Origin of the sequence: Streptomyces sp. NPDC059832 (assembly GCF_042731715.1) — a bacterium.
Taxonomy (GTDB): domain Bacteria; phylum Actinomycetota; class Actinomycetes; order Streptomycetales; family Streptomycetaceae; genus Streptomyces.
The window spans coordinates 49009-69539 of the sequence record NZ_JBHWIY010000009.1; the positions used below are offsets into that span (position 1 = coordinate 49009).

Genomic DNA, 20531 nt, shown 5'->3' on the forward strand with positions numbered 1-20531 from the left:
CGGCACCCCGCTCGCGGGATCACACCCCGCGATCAGGTCCTGGAGGCAGTCTGCTGACCAGCAGAGGGGACATCGCAAACCCACCCAACGATGCGAGACGAGACACTGGTTGCGGACGCGGCAGAGGTCGTTGTACTGGCCGAAGACGCCGCCCCTCGCCGAACTGCGGAGGTCGGTTCGTCGGTCCACAGCCGGTCCGGGGCCTCGGCCGTGGCCGGCGGGTGGGCAAGGGCCGCATATCACTTGCGGGCGACGAACCCCCACTGGTCGACGGGCTCAGCACCATCTTCGCTCAGGCTCGCACGCCACAGGGAGATGGACCCGAATCCCGGTTCGACCAGTTCCATCCCGTCGGCACTCGCGAGGATCTCCTCGGGCCGGCGCACCAGGTAGGGCGGAGTGTCCCCGGCCGCATAGGCTTCCTGGGCTGCCAGAGTCTGGGGGGTGGCGACCGTGTCGCAGAGGACCAGGTAGCTGCCTGTCACCGTGCCGGCCATGTATCGGCGCATGAGGTCGATACCGGCCCGGGGTTCGACGTGTCCCAGCGTGGACAGCACCAGGACGGCCACGGGCTGTGTCATGTCCAGGGTTCGGGACGCTTCCTGGAGTACTCGCTCGGCTTCCAGCATGTCCGCATGCACGTAGTCCGTCACCCCGTCCGACGCGCTTGTCAGCAGGGCGCGGGCGTGCGTCAGGACCAGCGGGTCGTTGTCGACGTAGACGATGCGTGCCTTCGGCTGGATGTTCTGGGCGACCTCATGGGTGCTGTTCTGGACGGGGAGCCCGGTTCCGATGTCGAGAAACTGGGTGATTCCCGCCTCGTCGGCCAGGTACCGCACCGCACGCGCCTGGAAGGCCCGCGACGCACGGGCGAGGTCCCGGGTCTGGGGGTAGCTCGCGATGACCTGGTCTCCCAGTTCCTGGTCGACCGGGTAGTGGTCCTTGCCCCCGATCCAGTAGTTCCACACGCGGGCCGAGTGCGGTACACCGCTGCGGATCTGGGCCTCGAGCTCTGTCTGCTGCTCAGTCATTTCGGTTCTCGTCTCGTAGTGTCCGAAGGGCAGCCGTGGCAACCGGCGCCCCGTACTTGCCCCCAGGGACGAGGTCTCGGAAGGCCCCCGTCACATCTGCGGCCCGACCAGGCCCCGCGGCCTTCCCGGGCCCGCTGCTGCTGAACGAACGCCTCGGGCCGGCGCGCTACGCACAACAGCTGATCAAACAGGATCCGAAAGGCCGTCTCGCCCCCGTGCATCCCAGGTCGACGGAGCGCCGGGTTCAGCTGGTCGACAAGGTACCCGAACCGTTGCCTGCATGGTCAGGCACACCCAGCTCCGGTTGTGGGCGAACGAGTTGACCTCGCTCGTGGCACCGGAGGCAGTGGTCACGGCCGTACGCATACGTCCGAACAACACGGCGCTTCCCCCTCGCCGCCGTACCACTCAGAGCCGCGGCGGGGCGTCCTGCTCTTCCCTCGCGGCGAGTCGGACGCGGACGCGATCGTCCGGTGGACCGGCGGTTCACCGGGCGGGGTTCCCGATTGGTGTCGCCCGGTGGGGTCAGGTGTCGCAGGCGCCACTGGTGTCGAGCAGCCGGGAGCTACCAGGTCGCGGGCAGGTGTCGGGGGCTTCGGGTGAGAGCACTCGTGTGCCACTCGACGGCGTCGACCGGAACGGTCAGGCGGAGGCCGGGGAGCCGGGTGGCCAGTCGGTGCAGGGCGAGGCGGAGTTCCGTACGCGCCAGGGCGACACCCAGGCAGTAGTGCTGTCCTCCGCCGAAGGCGAGGGTGGGGTGTTCCAGTGGGGCGAACAGGTCGGCGAAGGGGTCGCCGGGGAAGGCCGCAGGATCGCGGTTGGCCGCGCCGCGGTCGAGGGTGACGAGGTCTCCGGCCCTGATGGCTGCCCCACCGATCTCCAGGTCCTCGGTGGCGCGCAGCGGGTTGAATCGCTTCTCGGGGTCGTTGAGCGGGATCAGGTGTGTCAGGCGGTCGGCCAGCGCCCCGGCGGCTGCTTCGTCTTCGTCGGAGGCCAGACGGGTCCAGTCCTGCGGGCGTTCGTCCAGGAGGTAGAGAAGGGCGTTGCCCAGCATGGTCACGGTGGTGTCGTAGCCGGCGACCGCGAGGGTGGTGACGAAGTTGACGAGTTGGGGTTCGGGGATGCCGCCTTCGCGGTCGGCGGTCTGTACGAGGGTGGTGATCAGGTCCGGGCCGGGGGTGCGTCGGCGTTCGGCCATGAGGCGGGTGGCGAATTCGGTGAACTCGCGTGCGGCCTCGGCGGTTTCTTCTTCGGGGACCGAGGGTTCGGGGAAGGCGAGTTCGGTCCAGCGCAGCAGCCGGGCGTCGTCCAGATCGTGGATGCCCAGCAACTTGTTCATGACGGCGATGGGCAGGGGGCGGGTGTAGTGGTCGACGAGGTCTGCGGGTGGGCCGTGGTCGGCGAGGTCGGCGATGAACCGGTCGACCGTCTCGGCGACCATGGGCATCACGCGGCCGATCGCGCGAGGAGTGAAGGTGCCTTTGGCGGTGTGGCGCAGTCTCAGATGTCCGGTGCCGTCCTGCTTGGCCATGGCGTCGGGGGTGTCGGTGAGGGGCGAGGCGGCTTTCGTGGGCAGCAGGGCTCGGGTGAACCGGTCGTCGGCCAGCACCTGGCGGACGTCGTCGTAGCGGGTGAAGTGCCAGGCGGGGCTGCCGTCGGGCAGTGTTGTGTGCTGGGGCGGGCCGGGGGCGGCGAACGTCAGCCGGTGCAGGGGAAGAGTGTCCTCGTTGGCGGTCATGGTCCTCCTGCCGTGCGGCGGCCAGTGACACCGCGTCGGTGATGTCGGGTTCCCGTCCGTGTCCGCCGGCCACGTGACGGGTTTCGCGGAGCACGGGGTGGTGCCCATCGGCGGAGGAGCGGGCGCAGTGGTCCCCGTGGCTTCTGGCCTCGGCGCCTTCCGGCTCCTGGCACCCTGGGGCTGTACGGCTTCGCACCGTCACCTGACACAGCTTGAACACACAACGTAACACGTGACTACTTTCAGTGCCGTGCACGTTGTTGTGGCCTGCGGTCACGGCCGCGTCGTCCTCGCAGCATCCCGCCTGCTCACGGCCCGGGGCGGGCAGGTCTCCGGGCTCATCCGCAGTCCGGGGCAGGCCGACGATGCCCATGCCGCCGGGGCGCACCCGATCCTCCTGGACCTGGCGACGGCCACGGTCGAGCAGTTCGCGGAACGGCTCGCCGACGCGGGCACGGTGCCCTGCACAACCGGTACTGGCCTGGGCGCCTCAGGCCAGGCCGGACCGGTCGATCGCGACGCGACCCTCACCCTCGCGGACGCAGCGCAACTCACGGGACAGCCCTCAGGTCATGCCGGTCATGCCCTCCTCCACAGGGACCGACCCCGCAGGTCGTCACCCGAAAGACCCACTCGTCGAGACATATCTCGGGGCCAAGGACGAGGCCGATGAGAACCTGCCGTCCAGGCCCTTCCCGCATTGCACCGTACTGCGGCCCGCATGACTCCACGACGGCCCCGGCACCGGTCTGGACCACCTCACCGAACAACACCACCGCCCCACCCCGACGCCCGCCCGCCCCCGGGCCCGAGCCCGCACACGACGGCCCTTGGGCTCTTTCGTCTGGATCACTCCCGCCGGCCGGGGTTGTCGTTGATGATGTCCGTGTGACCAACCGCATCAGCACTCTGATCTCGGCCTTCGGCGTCCTTGTCAGCATGCTGCTGTTCGCCCTTGCCGTTCGTGAGTACCGCTCCGGGGCACCGGCCCTCTGGATCGGGGCCGGAGCCGTGATCTTCCTCAGCGCTCTGTACACGCTCGTGCGGGACGTACGGCGGCTCCGTCCGGGGCCGACGGCCTGACGAGCGGCGCCGGTTCCGACCGGTGCCTCCGGATCGTTGTCCACCTGTGCCGTTGGCTGACGCGCAATGGGCGCGGATCGAGCCGTTGCTCCCAGATCGGACACCGCGGCAGGGCGGCCGGTGGAGAGACCATCGAGAGGTGATCGATGCTCACGGGCTCCCCGAACTCCGCACCGCCGAGAACGACATGATCATCCTCGCCGGCGATCCCCAGCACAGGTGACAGGACCTCTCCGATCACGGAACTCATCAACAACCGTCGCCAATCTTGCGGCGCATTGCAATCACCTCACGCGAGCCCATTCCGGGCCTTAGCGCGCCGCAAACTGCTTGCCGATCAATGGAAATATGATTCGAGCGTGCCACGACGTCGGACATCGAGCGTTGCGCAGTGGAATGAGCCGCCGAACGGCGCGTAGTGCAGCAGGTCGCACGGGATCGGCTCGAATCCCCATTTCTCAAGCGCACGCAGCATGTTGACGTGGTGCCGCTCTGCGATCACTCGCTTGTTGTCGATCATGAGAATGTTCATGCTGAGCCACTTGCCGCACATCGAAGCGACCTTGAGCAGGCGCTCATCAATCGGGTTGGGTTCGGGTGCGATCAGGATGTCCCACGAGCTCAGAACATCAGGCAGGCGGTCGATATCGATGTATTCAGGATTGACCAGCACCTTGCCCGGAGAGAGCAAGAGAAACGACGTGTCGATGTGCATCGGCGTGCGACAGCGGCTCTCGATTTCATGGATGCGATAGCCGGATCCGAGGTGGCGACGTAGCCAGTCGATGCCCATCCGATTGGTGACGTTGCTCCGCATGGCGAACAGGTCGCGTCCAGCTCGCACGAAATCCGCCGCATCGAAGACTGGTTCGAATTCGGTGAGGATGTATCGCATGGGCTCGTCGGGCTCGGGGATGCGGAAATCCTTCTCGAAGAGCGCGTCAGTGAGCTGCGGCCTTGGCGCCGCTGTCCAGCGCGCGCCGCGCCGGAAGTAGTCCTTGACGATCCCGCGGTAGGAGTGGGTCTCGAAATAGCGGCAAGGCCATGCCATCGGCGTCTCGATGATCTCATCGCCGATCACGAGCATGCTGTCACGCGGACAGGCGTTGCAAAAACCGCGCGACGACCAGTCCGGGGTGCTGAAGCGTCGACTGTGGTCGACCGCGTCCGGGCGCGTGACTGCGACGCCGAGGGATTGCAGGAGAGCAATGAACTGATCGAGTTCATGCTGCGCGGACTCGATCAGCATGCGCGGATACTTGCGGCCGGCGGCCAGCCCCTGCAGTCGCGCAGCCCACGGCGGGATGTTGCAGGCTACAACCGGATGATTGGAAGGGATCGTGGCGCCTTCGAGACGCCCGACGATGACCTCCTCCAGCGGGTCCCACTCATTGTGTGAATTCACCGGCGAAACGAGAGATTCCGCAGCGCTGTCGGTCTTGGCCGATGGCGTCGACATCATAGGAAGTCCCCATCTCTGCCTACCGTTGCCGTCAGGATGCTGGGCCACTGCACTACTTCCATGTCCGGCAAACTGGACGAGCCCCCGAAAGGTACGGTGCGTGGGAAGCGCTCGCCCGATCGGCGGCACTCGATCATACGACCGCGCAGGGGCCGGCCCTGCGGGCGAGGATTGTGCCGGAGTGTGTGGAGCTGCACTTCACCCCCACGTGCTCGTCGTGGTTCGACCAGGTCGAACGGTGGTTCGCGGAGCTGGAAAGGCGCTGCCTTGGGCGTGGGGTGTTCTGCTCGACGATGCCCTGCCGTTCAAGCGGACCAGGACCGCCGACCGGATTCTCGACCGGACCCGCCGCTGCTGCTCACGCGTCCCCGAACCGGATCACCAGGTGTGGCACGTCCCGTGGCCGAGGAGGATTGCGCCAGTGCAGTCGCCGCTGGGCCGCGCTCTCCAGACCACGCCGAACCGCGCCCAACTCCCCCTCGAACCCGGCCAACAGCCCATCCGGTCGGACTGGCGCGCCACCGGTTGGTGAACCCGACGATTCTGTCCCCGGGCGGGGCCAGACATCCTTGCCGTGACGGGAGTTGGGGCAGGTAGGCTCCCTGGCCGAATGGAGGAGGCAGGCATGTCGAGGAAAAAGGATCAGCGGGAACACAGCGCGGCGCGGCGTCGTCTGGCGAAGGAACGCCGGTGGACGTACACGGACTGGCATCCCGAACGCATGCAGTTGTGCGCGGGGCCGCTCGGCGTCGATGCCGAGAAGGCGATGGCCCTGGACGCCGTGAGCGGCACCCTGGACGGCCATTGGTTCAGCGTCTTCGACTGTGTCACCGATGACCCCTCGGCCGCCCGCACCGTGTACCTCGTCCAGCTGCCGGCCGTGCTGCCGCTGGTAGCGGTGAGCCGGCACTCACTGGCTGTGGACACGATGGTTCCGCTGCTGAAGCGGCTCGTCACCGAGCGTCCGGACCGCCATCTGTACGAGATCGGTGACCCGGCCTACGACACCAACCATGTCGTGGAGAGCGTGGACCTGGAGACGGCGGCGCGGCTGCTCACCCCGGCCGTGCGCGAATTCGCCGACGACCGCCGCTGGTTGCAGTGGCAGGTGGAGGGCGGCTACCTCTTCTACGCCGAGCCTCCGGGGCCGCGCAGGGAGAAGGACGACACCCACGCGATCCTGACCGTACTGCGCTCACTGGTCGACCTGGTGGAAATCATGGACCCGGTGTTGTGGGGCGAGGTGGCGGACACGGTCCCTGGCGTCGGCGACGGCCATGCGGAGGCGGAGGCGGAGAAGAATCCAGGCGATGCCGAGCACGGGATGGCGAACGCCGTGCGCGGGGCCGTGCCGGACGCCGTTCCCTCCGTCGGAGCACGGCCGGTGCCCGGTCCCGGCAGCGGACCGTCCGCCATGGCCCACGGTGGCCCGGCCCACACCGGCGTCTATCCGAAGGGCACGCTGCCGTCCGGCTTCGAGGCGTGGAGCGTGCGGCTGCCGGACGCGGTCGTCGCCGCACCGGTCGTCTGCGCGGGCACGGTGTACGTCAACTGCTCCGACGGCCGCTGCTACGCGCTGGATGCGGGGACGGGCGCGGCGCGTTGGTCCTTCGACGCGATCGGTGCCCTGAAGGAGACGCCGGCGGTCGCCGACGGGACGGTGTACGTCGTCGGCGAGTCCGGTGTGCTGCACGCGGTCGGTGCCGTGGACGGGCAGGAGCACTGGCGTCAGCGGGTGGGCCACTCGGGTGCGCCGGTGGTCGCCGACGGCCTGCTCTACGTCGTCCACCACCCGGCCAACCTGCTGCGCGACAGCTCCCGGATCCGCGCGCTGGACGCGGCGACCGGCGAGGAACGCTGGGAGCGACGGTTGCCCGACGGGTCGGCCGCCGCGGCGGCGGTCTCCGACGGCCGGGTCTATGTGCAGGGCGCGCGGGCCCAGTTGACCGCCTTCGACGCGGTGACCGGCGAGGAGCTGTGGCACCAGGGGTCCACCGTGAGCCAGTTGAGCTGCTGCACCCCGAGCGTCGGGGGAGGCATGGTCTGCGCGGGCACCGGAGCCGGTCGGCTCTACGCCTACGACGCCGTCACCGGTGAGCAGTTGTGGGGAGCACAGGCGGCCGGTGTGGTCGACAGCACCCCGGCGCTGGCCGAGGGTCTGGTCTTCGTGGGCGACAGCCACGGCGGCGTGTACGCGGTGGACGGCAGCGACGGCGGGCTCCTCTGGCACCTGCCGAACCGTTACGGCGCCTCCTCCCCGGCGATCTGTGGCTCGTCCGGCTGGTTCGTCGGCACCAAGTACGGGCGCGGTCTGTTCAAGATCGGCCTGAGCGCCGGTGCGGTCCTGTGGCGGCACGCACTCGATGGCCGCGGCACCGGCCCCGTCTACGCCGACGGGGTCGTCTACGTGGGCACGCACGCCGGTACCGTGCTCGCGGTGGACGCCGAGACCGGTCGCAAGCCTCCCCGGGCGCGGCGCAAGATGCGGGTCTGAGCCGCCACTCCCTTCGCACGCGCCGCTCGCCGCCTACGCGTGGCCAGACCCCGTCCACGCCCGTGACGTGAGATCGACGCCCTCACGTCACGGGGCCGCTCCCCCGGTTTCGGTCGAGAACCGGGGAGCGGCCCGTTCGAGGACCGCGACGCACTCCACGTGATGCGCCGGGTGCAGCATGGCGATCACCCGTCCCGCCCAAGTCGGGCAAGGCGGGGGCCCGGCTCCACCCGGTCGAGCCAGGCGCCCTTTCCATCGGCTGGGATCACACGGCGCATCGGGCCGGCCCGATGACTCCGTCGGTGCCGACCACCTTCACCGCCTCGCCCCGGTCCGCGGTGCGGGCCTGCGCGGCGGTGCAGATCAGCTGCTGGCGGGCCACCTCGGAGAGTGTGGTGACGGCCCTGTTCAACCGGACCAGGACACCGTCCGGGCCCAGCTCGATGCTCAGAGCGACGCGGGCGTAGGGAAGTTCGGTGCGCAGGCCGGTCGCGACCTCACTCTTGTTCGGCCCTTCGAAGAGCAGGGCGACCGCCCGGTTGGCCCCTCCCCACGTCGCTTCCGTACCGCCCGAGAAGGTGCCTTCCGCCGGTATCTCGATGGGCCGTACGACGGGCATCAGCCGGTTCGCGGACGACGAGGACACGAAGTAGAGCAGTGTGCTCTGCTCGCGTCCCGGCGCCACGTCGACGATCGCCGGGTCGCCGACCTCGACGACGTCCGTGGCCTGTATCCCGCACCCGGTCGCCAGCAGGACGAGGGGCAGCAGTGCGCCGAGGGCGCGTACACCCCTCACGGCCCCTCCAGCGGCAGTTCCACGGTGAGGACCGCGCCGCCCCCGGGCCCGTCGGCGGCGCGCACGGTGCCGCCGTGCAGCCGTACGTTCTCCTGGGTGATCGCCAGTCCGAGTCCGCTGCCGGCCGACCGGGTGCGGGCCGCGTCGGCCTTGTAGAAGCGGTCGAAGATATGGGGCAGAACGGCGGGGTCGATGCCCGGACCGCTGTCCGCGACCTCGGCCACCAGCCGGTCCACCGCGCCCTTCCGCTCAATCCGCAGCCGTACCGTGACGGGCTCCGCACCGTGCCGCAGGGCGTTGCCGACGAGGTTGGCGACGATGACGTCGAATCGGCGCGGATCGAGCATCGCCCGTATTCCGTCGTGGAGTTCGGTGCGGACCCGGTCCTCCCAGTGCCTGTTCTCCAGGGTCTTGCGGATCGCTTCGGCGACATCGACCTCGTCGAGGTGGAGGTCCGCCGCCCTCGCGTCGAAGCGGGAGATCTCCATCAGGTCCTCGACGAGGGTGGCGAGCTTGCCCGTCTCGGCGCTGATCAGCCGGACGGCCGCCGCGGTGTCGGGGTTCAGCTGGGCCGCGTCCTCGTCGAGCACCTCGGTGACGGCGAGCATTCCGGCGAGCGGGGTGCGCAGCTCGTGCGAGACGTCGGAGGCGAAGCGCCGGGCCCGCGCCTCCGCCTGCCGGAGCTCCGCCACCGACTCCTGGAGCTTCGTCGACGAGTCGTTGAACGTCCGGGCGAGTCCGGCGAGTTCGTCGGAGCCGCGGACCTCGATCCGGGTGTCGAGTTCGCCCCGGCCGATGCCCGCGGCGGCCCGCCGCAGGTCGCGCACCGGGCGCAGCACGCTGCGGGCCGCGAGCAGTGCGGGCACCAGCGCGATCAGCAGGGCGGGCAGGGCGCCGTCGCGGGCCGCGGTCACCATGGCTTCGACATTGGCCTCCTCGGTGGAGAGCCGCATCACGGCGTAGAGGACGAGTCCGGTGGGCTGGCCCCCGTCGCCGCGGTCGATGAGGGCGGGCATTCCGACGGTCAGCCAGGGCACGCCGTCCTTGACGACCCGTTGGAAGGAGCCGTGCGCGCTGCCTCGGGCGGCGGCCTGCAGTTCGGGCGTGATCACCTCGGAGGTGGGACGGTTCGAGGAGGAGGCCCGGATCGTCCCGTACTCGGCGAAGACGACCCAGGGGTGCGGCTTGCCTTCATTGGCGAGGCTCCGGCAGGCCCGCCGCAGCTGTTCCTCGTCCACCGGCAGGGTCACGGCCTGTGCGCCGATCCGGTCGCGGAACTGGTCGACGGCCGTGTCCTGGGCCTGTTGCAGGATGGCTGAACGGGCCTCGCGGTAGGTGAGGGTGGCGGTGGTGGCGGCGCTGATCGCCGCGACCAGGAGGAAGGCTCCGACAAGACGGGTACGCAGTCCGAACCGGGCGGCGAAGAGTCTCATCCGAGCGGACCGAAGCGGTATCCGAAGCCGCGGACGGTCTGGATGTAGCGCGGACTGCCCGCCATGTCCTCGACCTTCTGCCGCAGCCGCCGCACGCACGCGTCGACCAGGCGCGCGTCCCCGTGGTAGCTGTGCTCCCAGACGTATTCGAGGAGCTGCTGTCTGCTGAAGACCTGCTCGGGCGAGGCCGACAGATGGAGCAGCAGTTTCAGTTCGGAGGGTGCGAGCAGGAGGCGCTGCCCGGCCTTGGAGACCGAGAGTCCGGCCCGGTCGACGGCCAGTTCGCCGTGGATCTCGGTGCCGCCGCGCCCGGCCGGTTCGACGAGCCTGCGCAGTACGGCACGGATCCTGGCCTCGATCACTTCGGTACGGGCCGGCTTGACGATGTAGTCGTCGGCGCCGGCCTCCAGCCCGACGACCACGTCGAAGTCGTCGCCCCGGGCCGTGAGCATGATGATCGGCAGCTGGCTGGTCTCGCGTATCCGGCGGCAGACCTGGACCCCGTTCATCGCGGGGAGCATCAGGTCGAGGAGCACCAGATCGGGCCGGAACTCCCCCAGGGCGGCCAGCCCCGCCTCGCCGCTCTCCACGGCGCGCAGTTCATGGCCGCGCCGCCGCAGCCCCAGCTCGACCCCTTCGCGTACGGAGGGGTCGTCTTCGATCAGCAACACGCGAGGCATGGCAGCAGTATCCCAGCGATCAAGAAATGGATTCGGATGGGTGAGCGAGCTGGTCTGCCCGGCGGGGTCAGGCCCGCCGCAGCCGTCCCCGGCCCGCCGCGATCACGGCGCTGACCTCCCGCAGCCGGAGCGGCCGGGCCAGCAGCGCGACCGTGAGCAGGAGCACGAAGGAACCCGCGCCCACCGCCGCGAAGTCCCCGAACCCGGCGCAGCTCCGAGCGGCCAGGTACCCCAGCAGCCCGGCGGGCACGGACGCCACCACCAGCCGGAGCTGCGCCCACAGCGCGGGCGAACGCACCGGCGAGGTTCCGGCGGCGTCACCGCGGCCGAGCCTGCGGTGCAGCACGTACGCGGTGGCCGCGAAGCCCGCGAACAGCGCCACCGAGTAGGCGCCGGCCATTCCCGTCACGGCCCAGCGGACCGGCAGCAGCAGATACGCGGCGACCGAGAGCCCGGCGTTGAGCGCCGCGATCACCAGATTGAGGAGGAACGGCGTGCGGGTGTCGCTCATCGCGTAGAACGCCCGGGAGAGCACGTACTGCCCCGAGTAGGCGATGAGTCCGGGCGCGAACGCCATCGTCATGCCCGCCATCACGGCGATGTCCGCATCGTCCGTGGCCCCGTACCCGTACACCGCTCCCATCACCCACGGTGCCAGTGCGAACAGCAGGGCCACCGCGGGCACCACGACCGCGGCCGAGGTGCGCAGGGCGTACGAGACGTCGCGCCGCAGGCCCGGCAGGTCGTTGTCGGCAGCCGCCCGGCTCATCCGGGGCATCATCGCGGTGACGAGCGAGACGGTCACGATGCCGTGCGGCACCACCCACAGCTGATAGGCGTAGCTGTACGCGGTGTAGCCGGCGCCGCCCGCCAGCTCCATGTCCTCGGCGCGCTGGCCGATGGTGGTGGAGAGCCGGGTCACCACCCAGTAGGCGATCTGGTTGGTCAGCACGAGCGTGACCAGCCAGCCGGCCGCGCGCAGCGGCCGGGTGAGGCCGCTGCCCCGCCAGTCGAACCGGGGGCGCCAGCGGAATTTCGCGGCGCGCAGCGCGGGCACCAGGGCGAGCGTCTGGACGACGATCCCGGCCGTCGTGCCCCAGCCGAGCCACCGGGCCTGGGCCGGGGCGAGCGTGCCGTCGGAGCCGGCCGCGATGCCCAGGTAGAGCCCGAACACGGCGATGATCACCACGTTGTTGAGGACCGGGGTCCACATCATCGCGCCGAACCGCCCCCGGGCATTGAGTACTTGTCCGAGGAGGGTGAACAGTCCGTAGAAGAGGATCTGCGGCAGGCAGTAGCGGGCCAGCGCGACGGTCACGTCCGCCTGTGCGCCGTGGTAGCCGGGGGCGTAGACGGCGACGATCCACGGTGCGGCGAAAACCGTGAGGCCGGTGAGGGCGAGGAGGCCGACGGTGCAGACGGTGAGCAGCCGGTCGGTGTACGCGGCCCCGCCGTCGGCGTGGTTCTTCGCCGCCCGCACCAGCTCGGGGACGAAGACGGCGTTGAGCGCCCCGCCGATGAGCAGCGTGTAGAGGATGTTGGGCACGGTGTTGGCGACGTTGTACCCGTCGGCCCGGAGCCCGGTGCCGAGCGCGGCGACGACGACCGCCGAGCGTATGAAGCCGGTCGCCCGGGAGACGATGGAGCCGGCCGCCATGACGGCGCCGTTGCGCAGCACCGAACGGGGCTTGGGGTCCGCGACCGTCGTGCCGGTCGCTTCGGTGGCCGTCATCGGCGGGCCAGGTACGCCTGGAACGCCCGGTACAGCGCGTTGTTCGTGGCTCCGCCCACCGATGTCTCCCACTCTCCGAGCGTCTCGACGACCTGACCGCCGGTGCCGAGCTTCCAGCGGAGCAGCCCGAAGGGGCGGTCGTCGGGGTCAAGGGTGGAGGGTACCCCGCGCATGTCGTGCACATCGGCACCGAGCCCATGGGCATCGAGCATCATCCGCCACTGCAACGCGTTGCTGGGACGGACCTCGCGGCGGTGGTCGGCGGACGCTCCGGTCTGGTACCAGACCCGTCGGCCGGTGCTGACCATGGTGTGGGCGGCCAGGATCTCGCCCTGGTGGACGGCGAGGTAGAGCCTCATCCGGCCGGGCTGTTCGGCGTTGAGCACGGCGTACTGCCGCTGGAAATAGGCGAGGGAACGGCCGAGCCGGAAGCCGTCGCGTTCCTCGGTGATCCGCAGCAGCCGGTGGAACTCCGGGAGCTCGGCCTCTGCGCCGATGACGATCCGCACCCCGGCCTGCCGGGCCTTGCGCACGTTGCGGCGCCATTCCTGGTTGAGCCCGGACCAGAGCTGGTCGGGGGTCCGTCCGGCGAGCGGCACGTGGAAGACATGGCGCGGCTGTGCGTCGGCGTCCTCGGCGTCGCCGCCGCAGCGGCGCCAGCCGCGGGCCCGGAGCCGATCGGCGACGGCCGCGCCGAGCGGGTCCACCTCGGTCGCCAGCACGTCGGAGACCTTCCGGCCGGGCCCGGTGGCCGCCTTGAGCCGGCCGGTGTCCCAGCGGCGGTACGCCGGTGAGGGACCGATCCGTACGGCGAAGGCGCCGGCCCTGCGCAGATGTGCCATGAGCGGGCCGAGCCAGCCGTCGATGTCCGGGTCGGCCCAGTCGGCCACCGGCCCCTCGGGCAGATAGGCGAAGTATTTGCGGGTTCCCGGGAATTGGCGGTAGAGCACCAGAGCGGCTCCCGTCAGTTCGCCGGAGTCGCCGTACCAGCCGACCATTTCCGAGGTCCAGCGGTCCTTCACCCCGGCCCAGGACGGGTATTGCAGAAAACTCGCCCCCGGGCGGGTGGACAGGAATGCCCGGTGCTCGGCGGCGGTCAGGCCGCGTATCCGCAGCTCCCGGTCATGGCCTCGGTCTCCGGTCGCGAGCAGCGCTGACATGTTCGTGGCCCTCCCTGGTCCGCCCCGCTGTCGGCTCTGCGGGGCCGCACAGGATGCTCACAGCGGTCCGTGACGGAGCCGAGCGGCATATGTGACCGAACGATGACCGTTGTGCTGCGGTACATGTCACACAGGGCATTTCCCGGTTTTTGGCCGATTTGCGGAACCTATCGTCGGACAAATACCTCTCCATCGACGAGAAGCAATGCCTTGGAGGTTTTTCCGTTGATCGCTGCACGCCGGCCCGTACGCCGTACCGCTCCGCTCGGCCGCCCGGTCCGGCTCACCCTGATCGCCGGTACCGCGGTGCTCGGTACCATGCTCACCGCCTGTTCCGGTGCCGCCGCGTCGGACTCGGACAAGGGCCACGCGGCGGCGTCGGCCCCCGACGCCAAGATCTCGGTGAACCTCCGGGGCGCCCAGGCGACCCCGGGCACGCCGGTGAAGGTGACGCTGGGCACCGGAAAGCTGAAGGCGGTCACCGTGAGCGCGGACGGCGGCGAGGCGCTCACCGGCCGGATATCCGCCGACGGCAGGACCTGGACGTCGGACCGGCCGGCCGCGCCCGGCACCGCGTACGGAGTCGAGGCGAAGAACACCGAGGGCGGCAGCGCGAAGGCCGGCTTCACCACCGCCGCCGCCGACAAGGTCAACAAGCTGTCGCTGGCCCCCGGCAAGAACACCACGGTCGGTGTGGCCCAGCCGCTCTCGGTCGTCTTCGACAACCCGGTCAAGGACAAGGCGGCGGTGGAGAAGGCCCTGAAGGTCTCCACCTCGAACAACACCGAGGGCTCCTGGGGCTGGCTGCAGGACTACTCGGGCAAGGACCGCGTCGACTGGCGGCCCAAGGAGTACTGGAAGTCCGGCACGAAGGTCACGCTCGACGCCGATCTCAACGGCATCGACTCGGGCCCGTCCGGCGGCTGGTTCGTCCGCGACTACCGGACCACCTTCACGATCGGCGCCGACCAGGTGGTCAAGGTCGATCTCGACCGTCACCGGCTGGCGCTGAAGCGGGACGGGAAGACCGTCATGGACGTGCCCATGTCGGCCGGCACCCCCGGCGGCGAGAAGGCGTCCTGGCGCGGCACCGCCGTACTGATGGCCAAGGAGGGCACGATCAACATGCGCTCCGAGACGGTCGGCCTCGGCGATGCCTACGACAAGATGGTCGACTCCTCGATGCGGCTGACCTGGTCGGGGATGTACGCCCACGCGGCGCCGTGGAACGCGGCCTACTTCGGGGTGGCCAACCACAGCTCGGGCTGTGTCGGGATGAGCGACGCCAACGCCGCCGCGCTGTACCAGCAGGTGCGGGTCGGCGACCCGTTCGAGATCACCGGCGCGGACGCCAAGGGCACGGTCGCGGAGGGCAACGGGTACGGCGCGTGGAACGTGTCGTGGTCCGACTGGCAGGCGAAGAGCGCGCTGTAGCGGGCCGGTGAGCCGCGCCGGGCCTCCGGCGGCAGGCCCGGCAATTGTTACCCTCACGTAACTTACCGCAGCACATCCGGGGCACGGCGAAGCTCCACACCACGGTGACCGGAAACAAGGAGAGCGGCACCTTCGTCGCGTATCTCCACGACGAAGGGCCGCTCGGCCTGGGCAAGCTGATCAGCAACGCCCCCTATACCTTCCATGGGCAGACGCCGGGCCGGCCGTTCCCCGTAGACCTGGAGCTGTTCTCCACCGCCTACGACGTTCCGGCCGGTCACCGTCTCACCCTGGTGATCGACACCGTCGATCCGCTCTACATCGAGCACAACCCGACCGGATCGCAGCTGACCTTCTCCTCGACCCCGGCGGACCCGTCGTACGTGTCCGTGCCGTTGCGCGAGAAGTGATCACCGGCTGCTGCCGGGCGGGCACCGCTCTGCCGGGACCGCCTCGCGGCGGACCCCGCTACTGCACTCCCGGCAGCAGCGTTCCTGGTTCGGCCGGTGCGATCTTCACGGCCTTCATCTTCGGATTACGCCGTTCCCGCTTGGCCACCCAGGTCGCGAACCAGGAGAGCAGCATGCACATCCCGATGTAGATCGGCGAGATCACCATCACCACGGGGATGAAGGGAAGATCGTAGTCGAGGTTGGACGCGATGAGCTTGCCCGCATGGAGAAATTCCTCGTAGGTGATCAGATAGCCGAGCGAGGTGTCCTTCAGCGCCACGACCAGCTGGCTGATGATCGTGGGCAGCATGGCGCGCACCGCCTGCGGGGCCAGTACGAAGGTGGTGACCTGCGTCTTGCGCAACCCCAGGGCGTACGCGGCCTCGGACTGGCCGCGCTCCACCGAGAGGATCCCGGTGCGGAACACCTCGGCGAGCACCGAGCCGTTGTACAGGGTCAGACCGGTGACCAGGGCGGGCAGCGGCTGCACCTTCAGCGCCACGAAGATGAAGAAGATCATCACCAGGACGGGCATGGCCCGGAAGAACTCCACGAGCAGCGTCGCGATCCAGCGCACGGCCCGGTGTTCGGAGAGCCGGCCGACGGCGAGGACGGCGCCCAGCAGGAGGGAGAGCACCGCGGCGTACGCGAACGCCTTGAGGGTGTTGCCCAGTCCGCGCAGCAGCAGTTCCTGGATGCCCTTGTACTCGAAAGGTGTCCACTTGGCGCTGGTGAACTGTTGGGTGTCGAAGAGCAGATAGACGACCCAGCCGAACAGGGCGAGGATCAGGGCCGTCGAGACGATCCCGTACAGGAGATGGCGCTTGCGGGTCGCCGGGCCCGGGATGTCGTAGAGCGCGCTGGCGGACGGCGCGGTGCGGGTGGTCATCGGGCGACTCCCCAGCGCTTCTCCATCACGTTGAAGAGCGCACTGATGGACAGGGTGATGATCAGGTAGCCGACGGCGATCCAGACGAAGGTCCAGATGATGCTGTAGCCCAGCTCGTTGAGGGTCTTGTAGGTGCCGAGCAGTTCGGTGACGCTGAACGCCCCGGCGATGGCCGAGTTCTTGGCCAGGGCGATGAGGGTGGAGCCGATCGGCGGGATCACCGACCGGAACGCCTGTGGCAGCACCACGGTGTTCAGCGTCTGGCCGAACGTCATGCCGAGGCTGCGGGCCGCCTCGCCCTGTCCCGTCGGCACGGTGTTGATGCCCGAGCGCAGCACCTCGCAGATGAACGCGGAGGTGTAGCAGCCGAGCGCGAGGACCGCGAAGACCTTGAAGGGAAGGACCAGGCCGAAGCGCGGCAGGCCGAGCAGGACCGCGAAGAAGAGGAGCGTCAGCGGGGTGTTGCGCAGCACCATCACCCAGACCGTGCCGAGCACGCGCAGCGAGCCGACGGGGGCCACCCGGCAGGAGGCCATGAAGAAGCCGAGGAGCAAGGCCAGGATCGAGGAGTAGACGGTCAGTTCGACCGTGCCCAGGAAACCCTTGCCGTAGAGCGAGAAATTCTCGGTGAGTACGTCCATGGTCGATGCCCGCCCTCTCAGGTAGCCGGGTAGCGGTCGATGGGCGGCGGCTTCGGCGCGGGCACTCCGGACAGACCGAGTGTGGCCTCGAACGCCCTCTTCCAGTTGCCGTTCCTCTCGTTCGCCTCCAGGGCGTCGTTCAGGGCGAACCGCAGCGCGTTGTCGCTGCGCGGGACGCCGATACCGTACGGCTCCTGGGAGAACGGCTTGCCCACGACCTTCATCTCCTTGGGCGCCTTGGCGGCGAAGCCCAGCAGGATGGCGTCGTCGGTGGTGACGGCGTCGACCTGGTAGGTCAGCAGATTGTCGACGCAGATCGAATACGTGTCGTAGGCGACCAGGATCGCCTTCGGGTAGTCGGCGGCGATGCGCTGGTACGGGGTCGACCCCGCGGCCGAGCAGACCGTCTTGCCGGCCAGGTCCTGCGGGCCGTTGATGTCGTGCTCGTCGGTGCGGACGAGGAGGCCCTGTCCGGCCATGAAGTAGGGGCCGGCGAAGCCGACGAGCTTCTTGCGCATGGCGTTGATGGTGTAGGTGCCGACGTAGTAGTCGATCTGCCCGTTCTGCAGCGCCGTCTCGCGGTTGGCGGAGGCGATGGTCTTGAAACGGATCGTCTTCGGGTCGAAACCGAGCGAGGCCGACATCATCTTGGCGATCTCGATGTCGAAGCCGGAGTAGACACCGGTGGCCGGGTCCTTCTCGCCCAGGTAGGGCTGGTCCTCCTTGGCCCCGACCCGGAGGTAGCCGCGCTTCTTCGCCTTCGTCCAGGTCGGCGAGGCGGGCAGCCGGAAGCCGGAGTCGACCTTGTACACCGGCAGTTGTTCGGGCTTCGGACCCTTCACCGGCGGGCTGCCCTCCTTGCCGCACGCGGCGGCGAGCACGGCCAGCAGGAGGCCGGCGCAGGCGGCCAGAACTCTTCTCGTACGCAACACGGAGCCCCCCGTCAGTGCTTGAGGATCTTGGACAGGAAGTCCTTGGCGCGGTCGCTCTCCGGAGCGGTGAAGAACGCCTCGGGAGTGCGGTCCTCGACGATGCGTCCGTCGGCCATGAAGACCACGCGGTTGGCGGCGGAGCGGGCGAAGCCCATCTCGTGCGTGACGACGACCATGGTCATGCCGTCCCGGGCGAGCTGCTGCATGACTTCCAGCACCTCGTTGATCATCTCCGGGTCGAGCGCCGAGGTGGGCTCGTCGAAGAGCAGCGCCTTGGGGTCCATGGCGAGGGCGCGGGCGATGGCCACGCGTTGCTGCTGACCGCCGGAGAGCTGGGCGGGGAACTTGTCGGCCTGCGAGGCCAGTCCGACCCGCTCCAGCAGTTCACGGGAGCGCCGGTCCGCCTCGTCCTTCTTCCGCTTGCGGACCTTGAGCTGGGCGAGCGAGACGTTGGCCAGCACGGTCCGGTGCGCGAACAGGTTGAACGACTGGAAGACCATGCCCACTTCGGCCCGGAGCTGGGCGAGGCCCTTCCCCTCCTCCGGGAGGGGTCTGCCGTCGATCGCGATGCGGCCGGACTCGATCGTCTCCAGCCGGTTGATGGTCCGGCAGAGCGTCGATTTGCCGGAGCCGGAGGGGCCGATGACCACCACCACCTCCCCGCGGCCGACGGTGAGATTGATGTCCCGCAGTACGTGCAACTGTCCGTAGTACTTGTTGACGTCCCGCAGCTCGATCAACGGATCGACGGCCATACGCTGCCCTACCCACTTTTCGCTGTGTCGAGGTCAGCGCAAACTATCCAGCCCGAAAAGGGACTTCGTCACCGACACGCACAAATGGGGCATAAGGCTTCTTATTCGGTTGTAGTGAAATCCCTACCCTTCGGCCGACTCCGAGTACACCTGCGAGAGTTCGGGACTGCCGGCCATCGCCCAGTCCAGCCCGGCCTCGACCACATCGATCTCCCGACCGGAGGCGAGCCGCACCACGGGCCGCCCACTGGGCCAGATGTTCCAGGCCGCGCCGGGGACGTTCCGCACCAGGACCGTCCCGAGATACAACCCGGCGTCGTTGCCCAGCCAGGGCAGCTCCTCGGGGTCGTCGCGCCAGCGTGGCGGCAACTGGTCGAGAGCCGCCAACGAGGCCGGGCTGTCGTCGAGTTCGAGCCCGCGCTGCCCCGCTCGGACACGCAGCAGCTCGCACTCGGCGAGGAGCTCGGCCACGCCATCGGGATCGGCGGCGACGGCGGCGGCGAGCCCCACCCCCCGTGCACCGTCGTGACGCTTACGCCAGTTGTCCAAGAAAGGGATGTTCATACCACTCAGGGTCGCATCCCTCCCGTGTCGCGCACCACAAGGCGCGCGGCCTGTCGTTCGAGTGCTGAACCCGACGCGGACGCCCGCGCGCGCTCCACCGTGCGCGCCGTGCACGGCCCGCCCCGGGCGGACGGTCACTCCTGCCTCGCGCCGGAAGCCGCCGGTTCCGGCGCGAGAAGGGCCAGCAGTTCGTCGACGAGGTCCTCGCCGAAGGATTCGCGGGTGGCCAGGACGCGGTACCAGAGCATGCCGAACACGAGGTCGAGCACCGTGGACGGCGCCGGGCGGGCCGGCAGGTCGCCGCGCCGTCCGGCCCGGTCGAGGATCTCCCGGAGCACCTCGCGGCGCCCCTCCAGGAAGCCGGTACGGAACCGCTCGCCGAACCCTTCGTCGATCTGGGCCTCCGCCATCAGCGCGCACAGGATGCCGGTGACCTGCCCGTTTCCGGCGAGCCGATAGGTGTCGCCCAGGAAGGCCCGCAGGTCGTCGCGGTACGAACCCTGGTCGGCGGTGGTGACGTACAACTCGCCCTTGACGGCGAGCACATCGAGCAGGACGTCGGCCCTGGATCGCCACCACCGGTAGATCGTCTGCTTCCCGCAGCCGGCCCTGGCGGCGATGCCCTCGATGGTCAGGCCCGCGTATCCGGCCTCGCCCATCAGCTCGAACGCGGCGACCAGGATCGCCATCCGGCTCTCCTCGCTCCGCTTGCGGCCCGGACGGGGTGCGGTGGGGGGTGCGGTGGGGGGTGTGATCTCCGTCGACATGATGCCAGCTTAATACGAGACGCAACGGTTCGAATTAGGAGATGTCCTGTGTCCCATCGCACCGCACTCGTTGCCGGAGGAACCAGTTCCGCGGTTTCGCGGCTTCGCGGTTTCGCGGCTTCGCGGTTTCGCGGTTTCGCGGTTTCGCGGTTTCGCGGTTTCGCGGTTTCGCGGTTCCGGCCGAAAAGGGGTGGAGGCGAGGCGATCCGGGCTGGTAGCTTCACGATCATGTCCAGCCCCGAGTCCGACAGAGGCTAGCCACCGGTCCGCCGGTGGCTGATCCGCCGTCGAATCGCTCCCGTCGCGCCGCGTGCCGGCCCGGAGCCGATTCCCCCGGCTGCCGCCGCAGGACCACTGCCGTGTGGGCTGCGCTCTTCCCGTCCGCGCTCGTGAACCGCTCCCGATGCGACCGTGCGTGGACTCTCCGGCTCCGGCGCCTGCCGCGTTGCCGAGTCACGTCCATGAACTCCCCGGACGTTCTTCCGCGT

The 20531-nt window shown here is 69.3% G+C and carries 17 protein-coding genes and 2 pseudogenes; 5 read left to right on the top strand and 14 right to left on the bottom strand.

All coding sequences use genetic code 11. The features are described 5' to 3' along the window. Positions 1–239: 239 nt before the first annotated feature. Both ACFV8T_RS17735 and ACFV8T_RS17740 read right to left on the bottom strand, forming a co-directional pair. Positions 240–1031: an SAM-dependent methyltransferase gene (locus ACFV8T_RS17735; RefSeq protein WP_385328416.1), complete on the bottom strand. Its 792-nt coding sequence runs from the start codon at positions 1029–1031 to the stop codon at positions 240–242. A gap of 565 nt (positions 1032–1596) precedes the next feature. Continuing rightward, entirely contained in the window at positions 1597–2769 is a 1173-nt protein-coding gene (locus tag ACFV8T_RS17740; RefSeq protein WP_385328418.1) for a cytochrome P450, read from the bottom strand. A gap of 888 nt (positions 2770–3657) precedes the next feature. On the opposite strand from ACFV8T_RS17740, the gene ACFV8T_RS17745 reads away from it, so the two are divergent. Beyond that, positions 3658–3852 (top strand): hypothetical protein, encoded by a 195-nt coding sequence (locus ACFV8T_RS17745; protein ID WP_385328420.1) that lies wholly within the window; start codon positions 3658–3660, stop codon positions 3850–3852. Between the two features lie 46 nt (positions 3853–3898). Further along, positions 3899–4000: pseudogene (locus ACFV8T_RS17750) on the top strand (IS5/IS1182 family transposase); the annotation flags it as partial. A 189-nt stretch (positions 4001–4189) separates the two neighbouring features. Here the strand turns inward: ACFV8T_RS17750 and ACFV8T_RS17755 are convergent. Beyond that, positions 4190–5314, bottom strand: coding sequence for an amidinotransferase (locus ACFV8T_RS17755; protein WP_385328421.1), 1125 nt, complete (start codon positions 5312–5314; stop codon positions 4190–4192). A 625-nt stretch (positions 5315–5939) separates the two neighbouring features. On the opposite strand from ACFV8T_RS17755, the gene ACFV8T_RS17760 reads away from it, so the two are divergent. Then, positions 5940–7808: a PQQ-binding-like beta-propeller repeat protein gene (locus tag ACFV8T_RS17760; RefSeq protein WP_385328423.1), complete on the top strand. Its 1869-nt coding sequence runs from the start codon at positions 5940–5942 to the stop codon at positions 7806–7808. 265 nt (positions 7809–8073) lie between these two features. On the opposite strand, the gene ACFV8T_RS17765 is transcribed toward ACFV8T_RS17760, so the two are convergent. From ACFV8T_RS17765 to ACFV8T_RS17785, 5 genes are all read right to left on the bottom strand, one after another. Further along, positions 8074–8604, bottom strand: a complete 531-nt coding sequence (locus ACFV8T_RS17765) for a hypothetical protein (RefSeq protein ID WP_385328425.1) — start codon at positions 8602–8604, stop codon at positions 8074–8076. Then, positions 8601–10037 (bottom strand): sensor histidine kinase, encoded by a 1437-nt coding sequence (locus ACFV8T_RS17770; RefSeq protein WP_385328426.1) that lies wholly within the window; start codon positions 10035–10037, stop codon positions 8601–8603. Before ACFV8T_RS17770 ends, ACFV8T_RS17765 begins: the two co-directional genes overlap by 4 nt. After that, the gene (locus tag ACFV8T_RS17775; RefSeq protein WP_385328428.1) at positions 10034–10717 is read right to left on the bottom strand and encodes a response regulator; all 684 of its coding nucleotides are present in this window, start codon (positions 10715–10717) and stop codon (positions 10034–10036) included. The genes ACFV8T_RS17770 and ACFV8T_RS17775 overlap by 4 nt, the downstream gene beginning before the upstream one ends. Positions 10718–10784: 67 nt before the next feature. Next, on the bottom strand, positions 10785–12449 hold the full coding sequence (murJ, locus tag ACFV8T_RS17780) for a murein biosynthesis integral membrane protein MurJ (protein WP_385328430.1): 1665 nt from the start codon (positions 12447–12449) through the stop codon (positions 10785–10787). Continuing rightward, positions 12446–13609: a lipid II:glycine glycyltransferase FemX gene (locus ACFV8T_RS17785; protein WP_385328431.1), complete on the bottom strand. Its 1164-nt coding sequence runs from the start codon at positions 13607–13609 to the stop codon at positions 12446–12448. Before ACFV8T_RS17785 ends, murJ begins: the two co-directional genes overlap by 4 nt. Before the next feature lie 225 nt (positions 13610–13834). Between ACFV8T_RS17785 and ACFV8T_RS17790 the strand changes: the two genes are divergently transcribed. After that, on the top strand, positions 13835–15043 hold the full coding sequence (locus tag ACFV8T_RS17790) for an Ig-like domain-containing protein (protein WP_385328433.1): 1209 nt from the start codon (positions 13835–13837) through the stop codon (positions 15041–15043). 68 nt (positions 15044–15111) lie between these two features. After that, a pseudogene (locus ACFV8T_RS17795) lies at positions 15112–15453 on the top strand (CocE/NonD family hydrolase C-terminal non-catalytic domain-containing protein); the annotation flags it as partial. Positions 15454–15511: 58 nt separating this feature from the next. Here ACFV8T_RS17795 and ACFV8T_RS17800 read toward each other — a convergent pair. The 6 genes from ACFV8T_RS17800 to ACFV8T_RS17825 form a co-directional block, all read right to left on the bottom strand. Then, the gene (locus ACFV8T_RS17800; RefSeq protein WP_385328434.1) at positions 15512–16384 is read right to left on the bottom strand and encodes an amino acid ABC transporter permease; all 873 of its coding nucleotides are present in this window, start codon (positions 16382–16384) and stop codon (positions 15512–15514) included. Further along, a complete protein-coding gene (locus ACFV8T_RS17805) occupies positions 16381–17025 on the bottom strand; it encodes an amino acid ABC transporter permease (protein ID WP_385328435.1) in 645 nt (214 codons plus the stop codon). Before ACFV8T_RS17805 ends, ACFV8T_RS17800 begins: the two co-directional genes overlap by 4 nt. A gap of 17 nt (positions 17026–17042) precedes the next feature. Next, positions 17043–17954: a glutamate ABC transporter substrate-binding protein gene (locus ACFV8T_RS17810; protein ID WP_385328788.1), complete on the bottom strand. Its 912-nt coding sequence runs from the start codon at positions 17952–17954 to the stop codon at positions 17043–17045. 14 nt (positions 17955–17968) lie between these two features. Further along, positions 17969–18712, bottom strand: a complete 744-nt coding sequence (locus ACFV8T_RS17815; RefSeq protein ID WP_266428985.1) for an amino acid ABC transporter ATP-binding protein — start codon at positions 18710–18712, stop codon at positions 17969–17971. A gap of 123 nt (positions 18713–18835) precedes the next feature. After that, positions 18836–19276: a DUF6278 family protein gene (locus ACFV8T_RS17820; RefSeq protein WP_385328437.1), complete on the bottom strand. Its 441-nt coding sequence runs from the start codon at positions 19274–19276 to the stop codon at positions 18836–18838. 134 nt (positions 19277–19410) lie between these two features. Continuing rightward, positions 19411–20043, bottom strand: coding sequence for a TetR/AcrR family transcriptional regulator (locus ACFV8T_RS17825; RefSeq protein ID WP_385328438.1), 633 nt, complete (start codon positions 20041–20043; stop codon positions 19411–19413). Positions 20044–20531 lie beyond the last annotated feature (488 nt).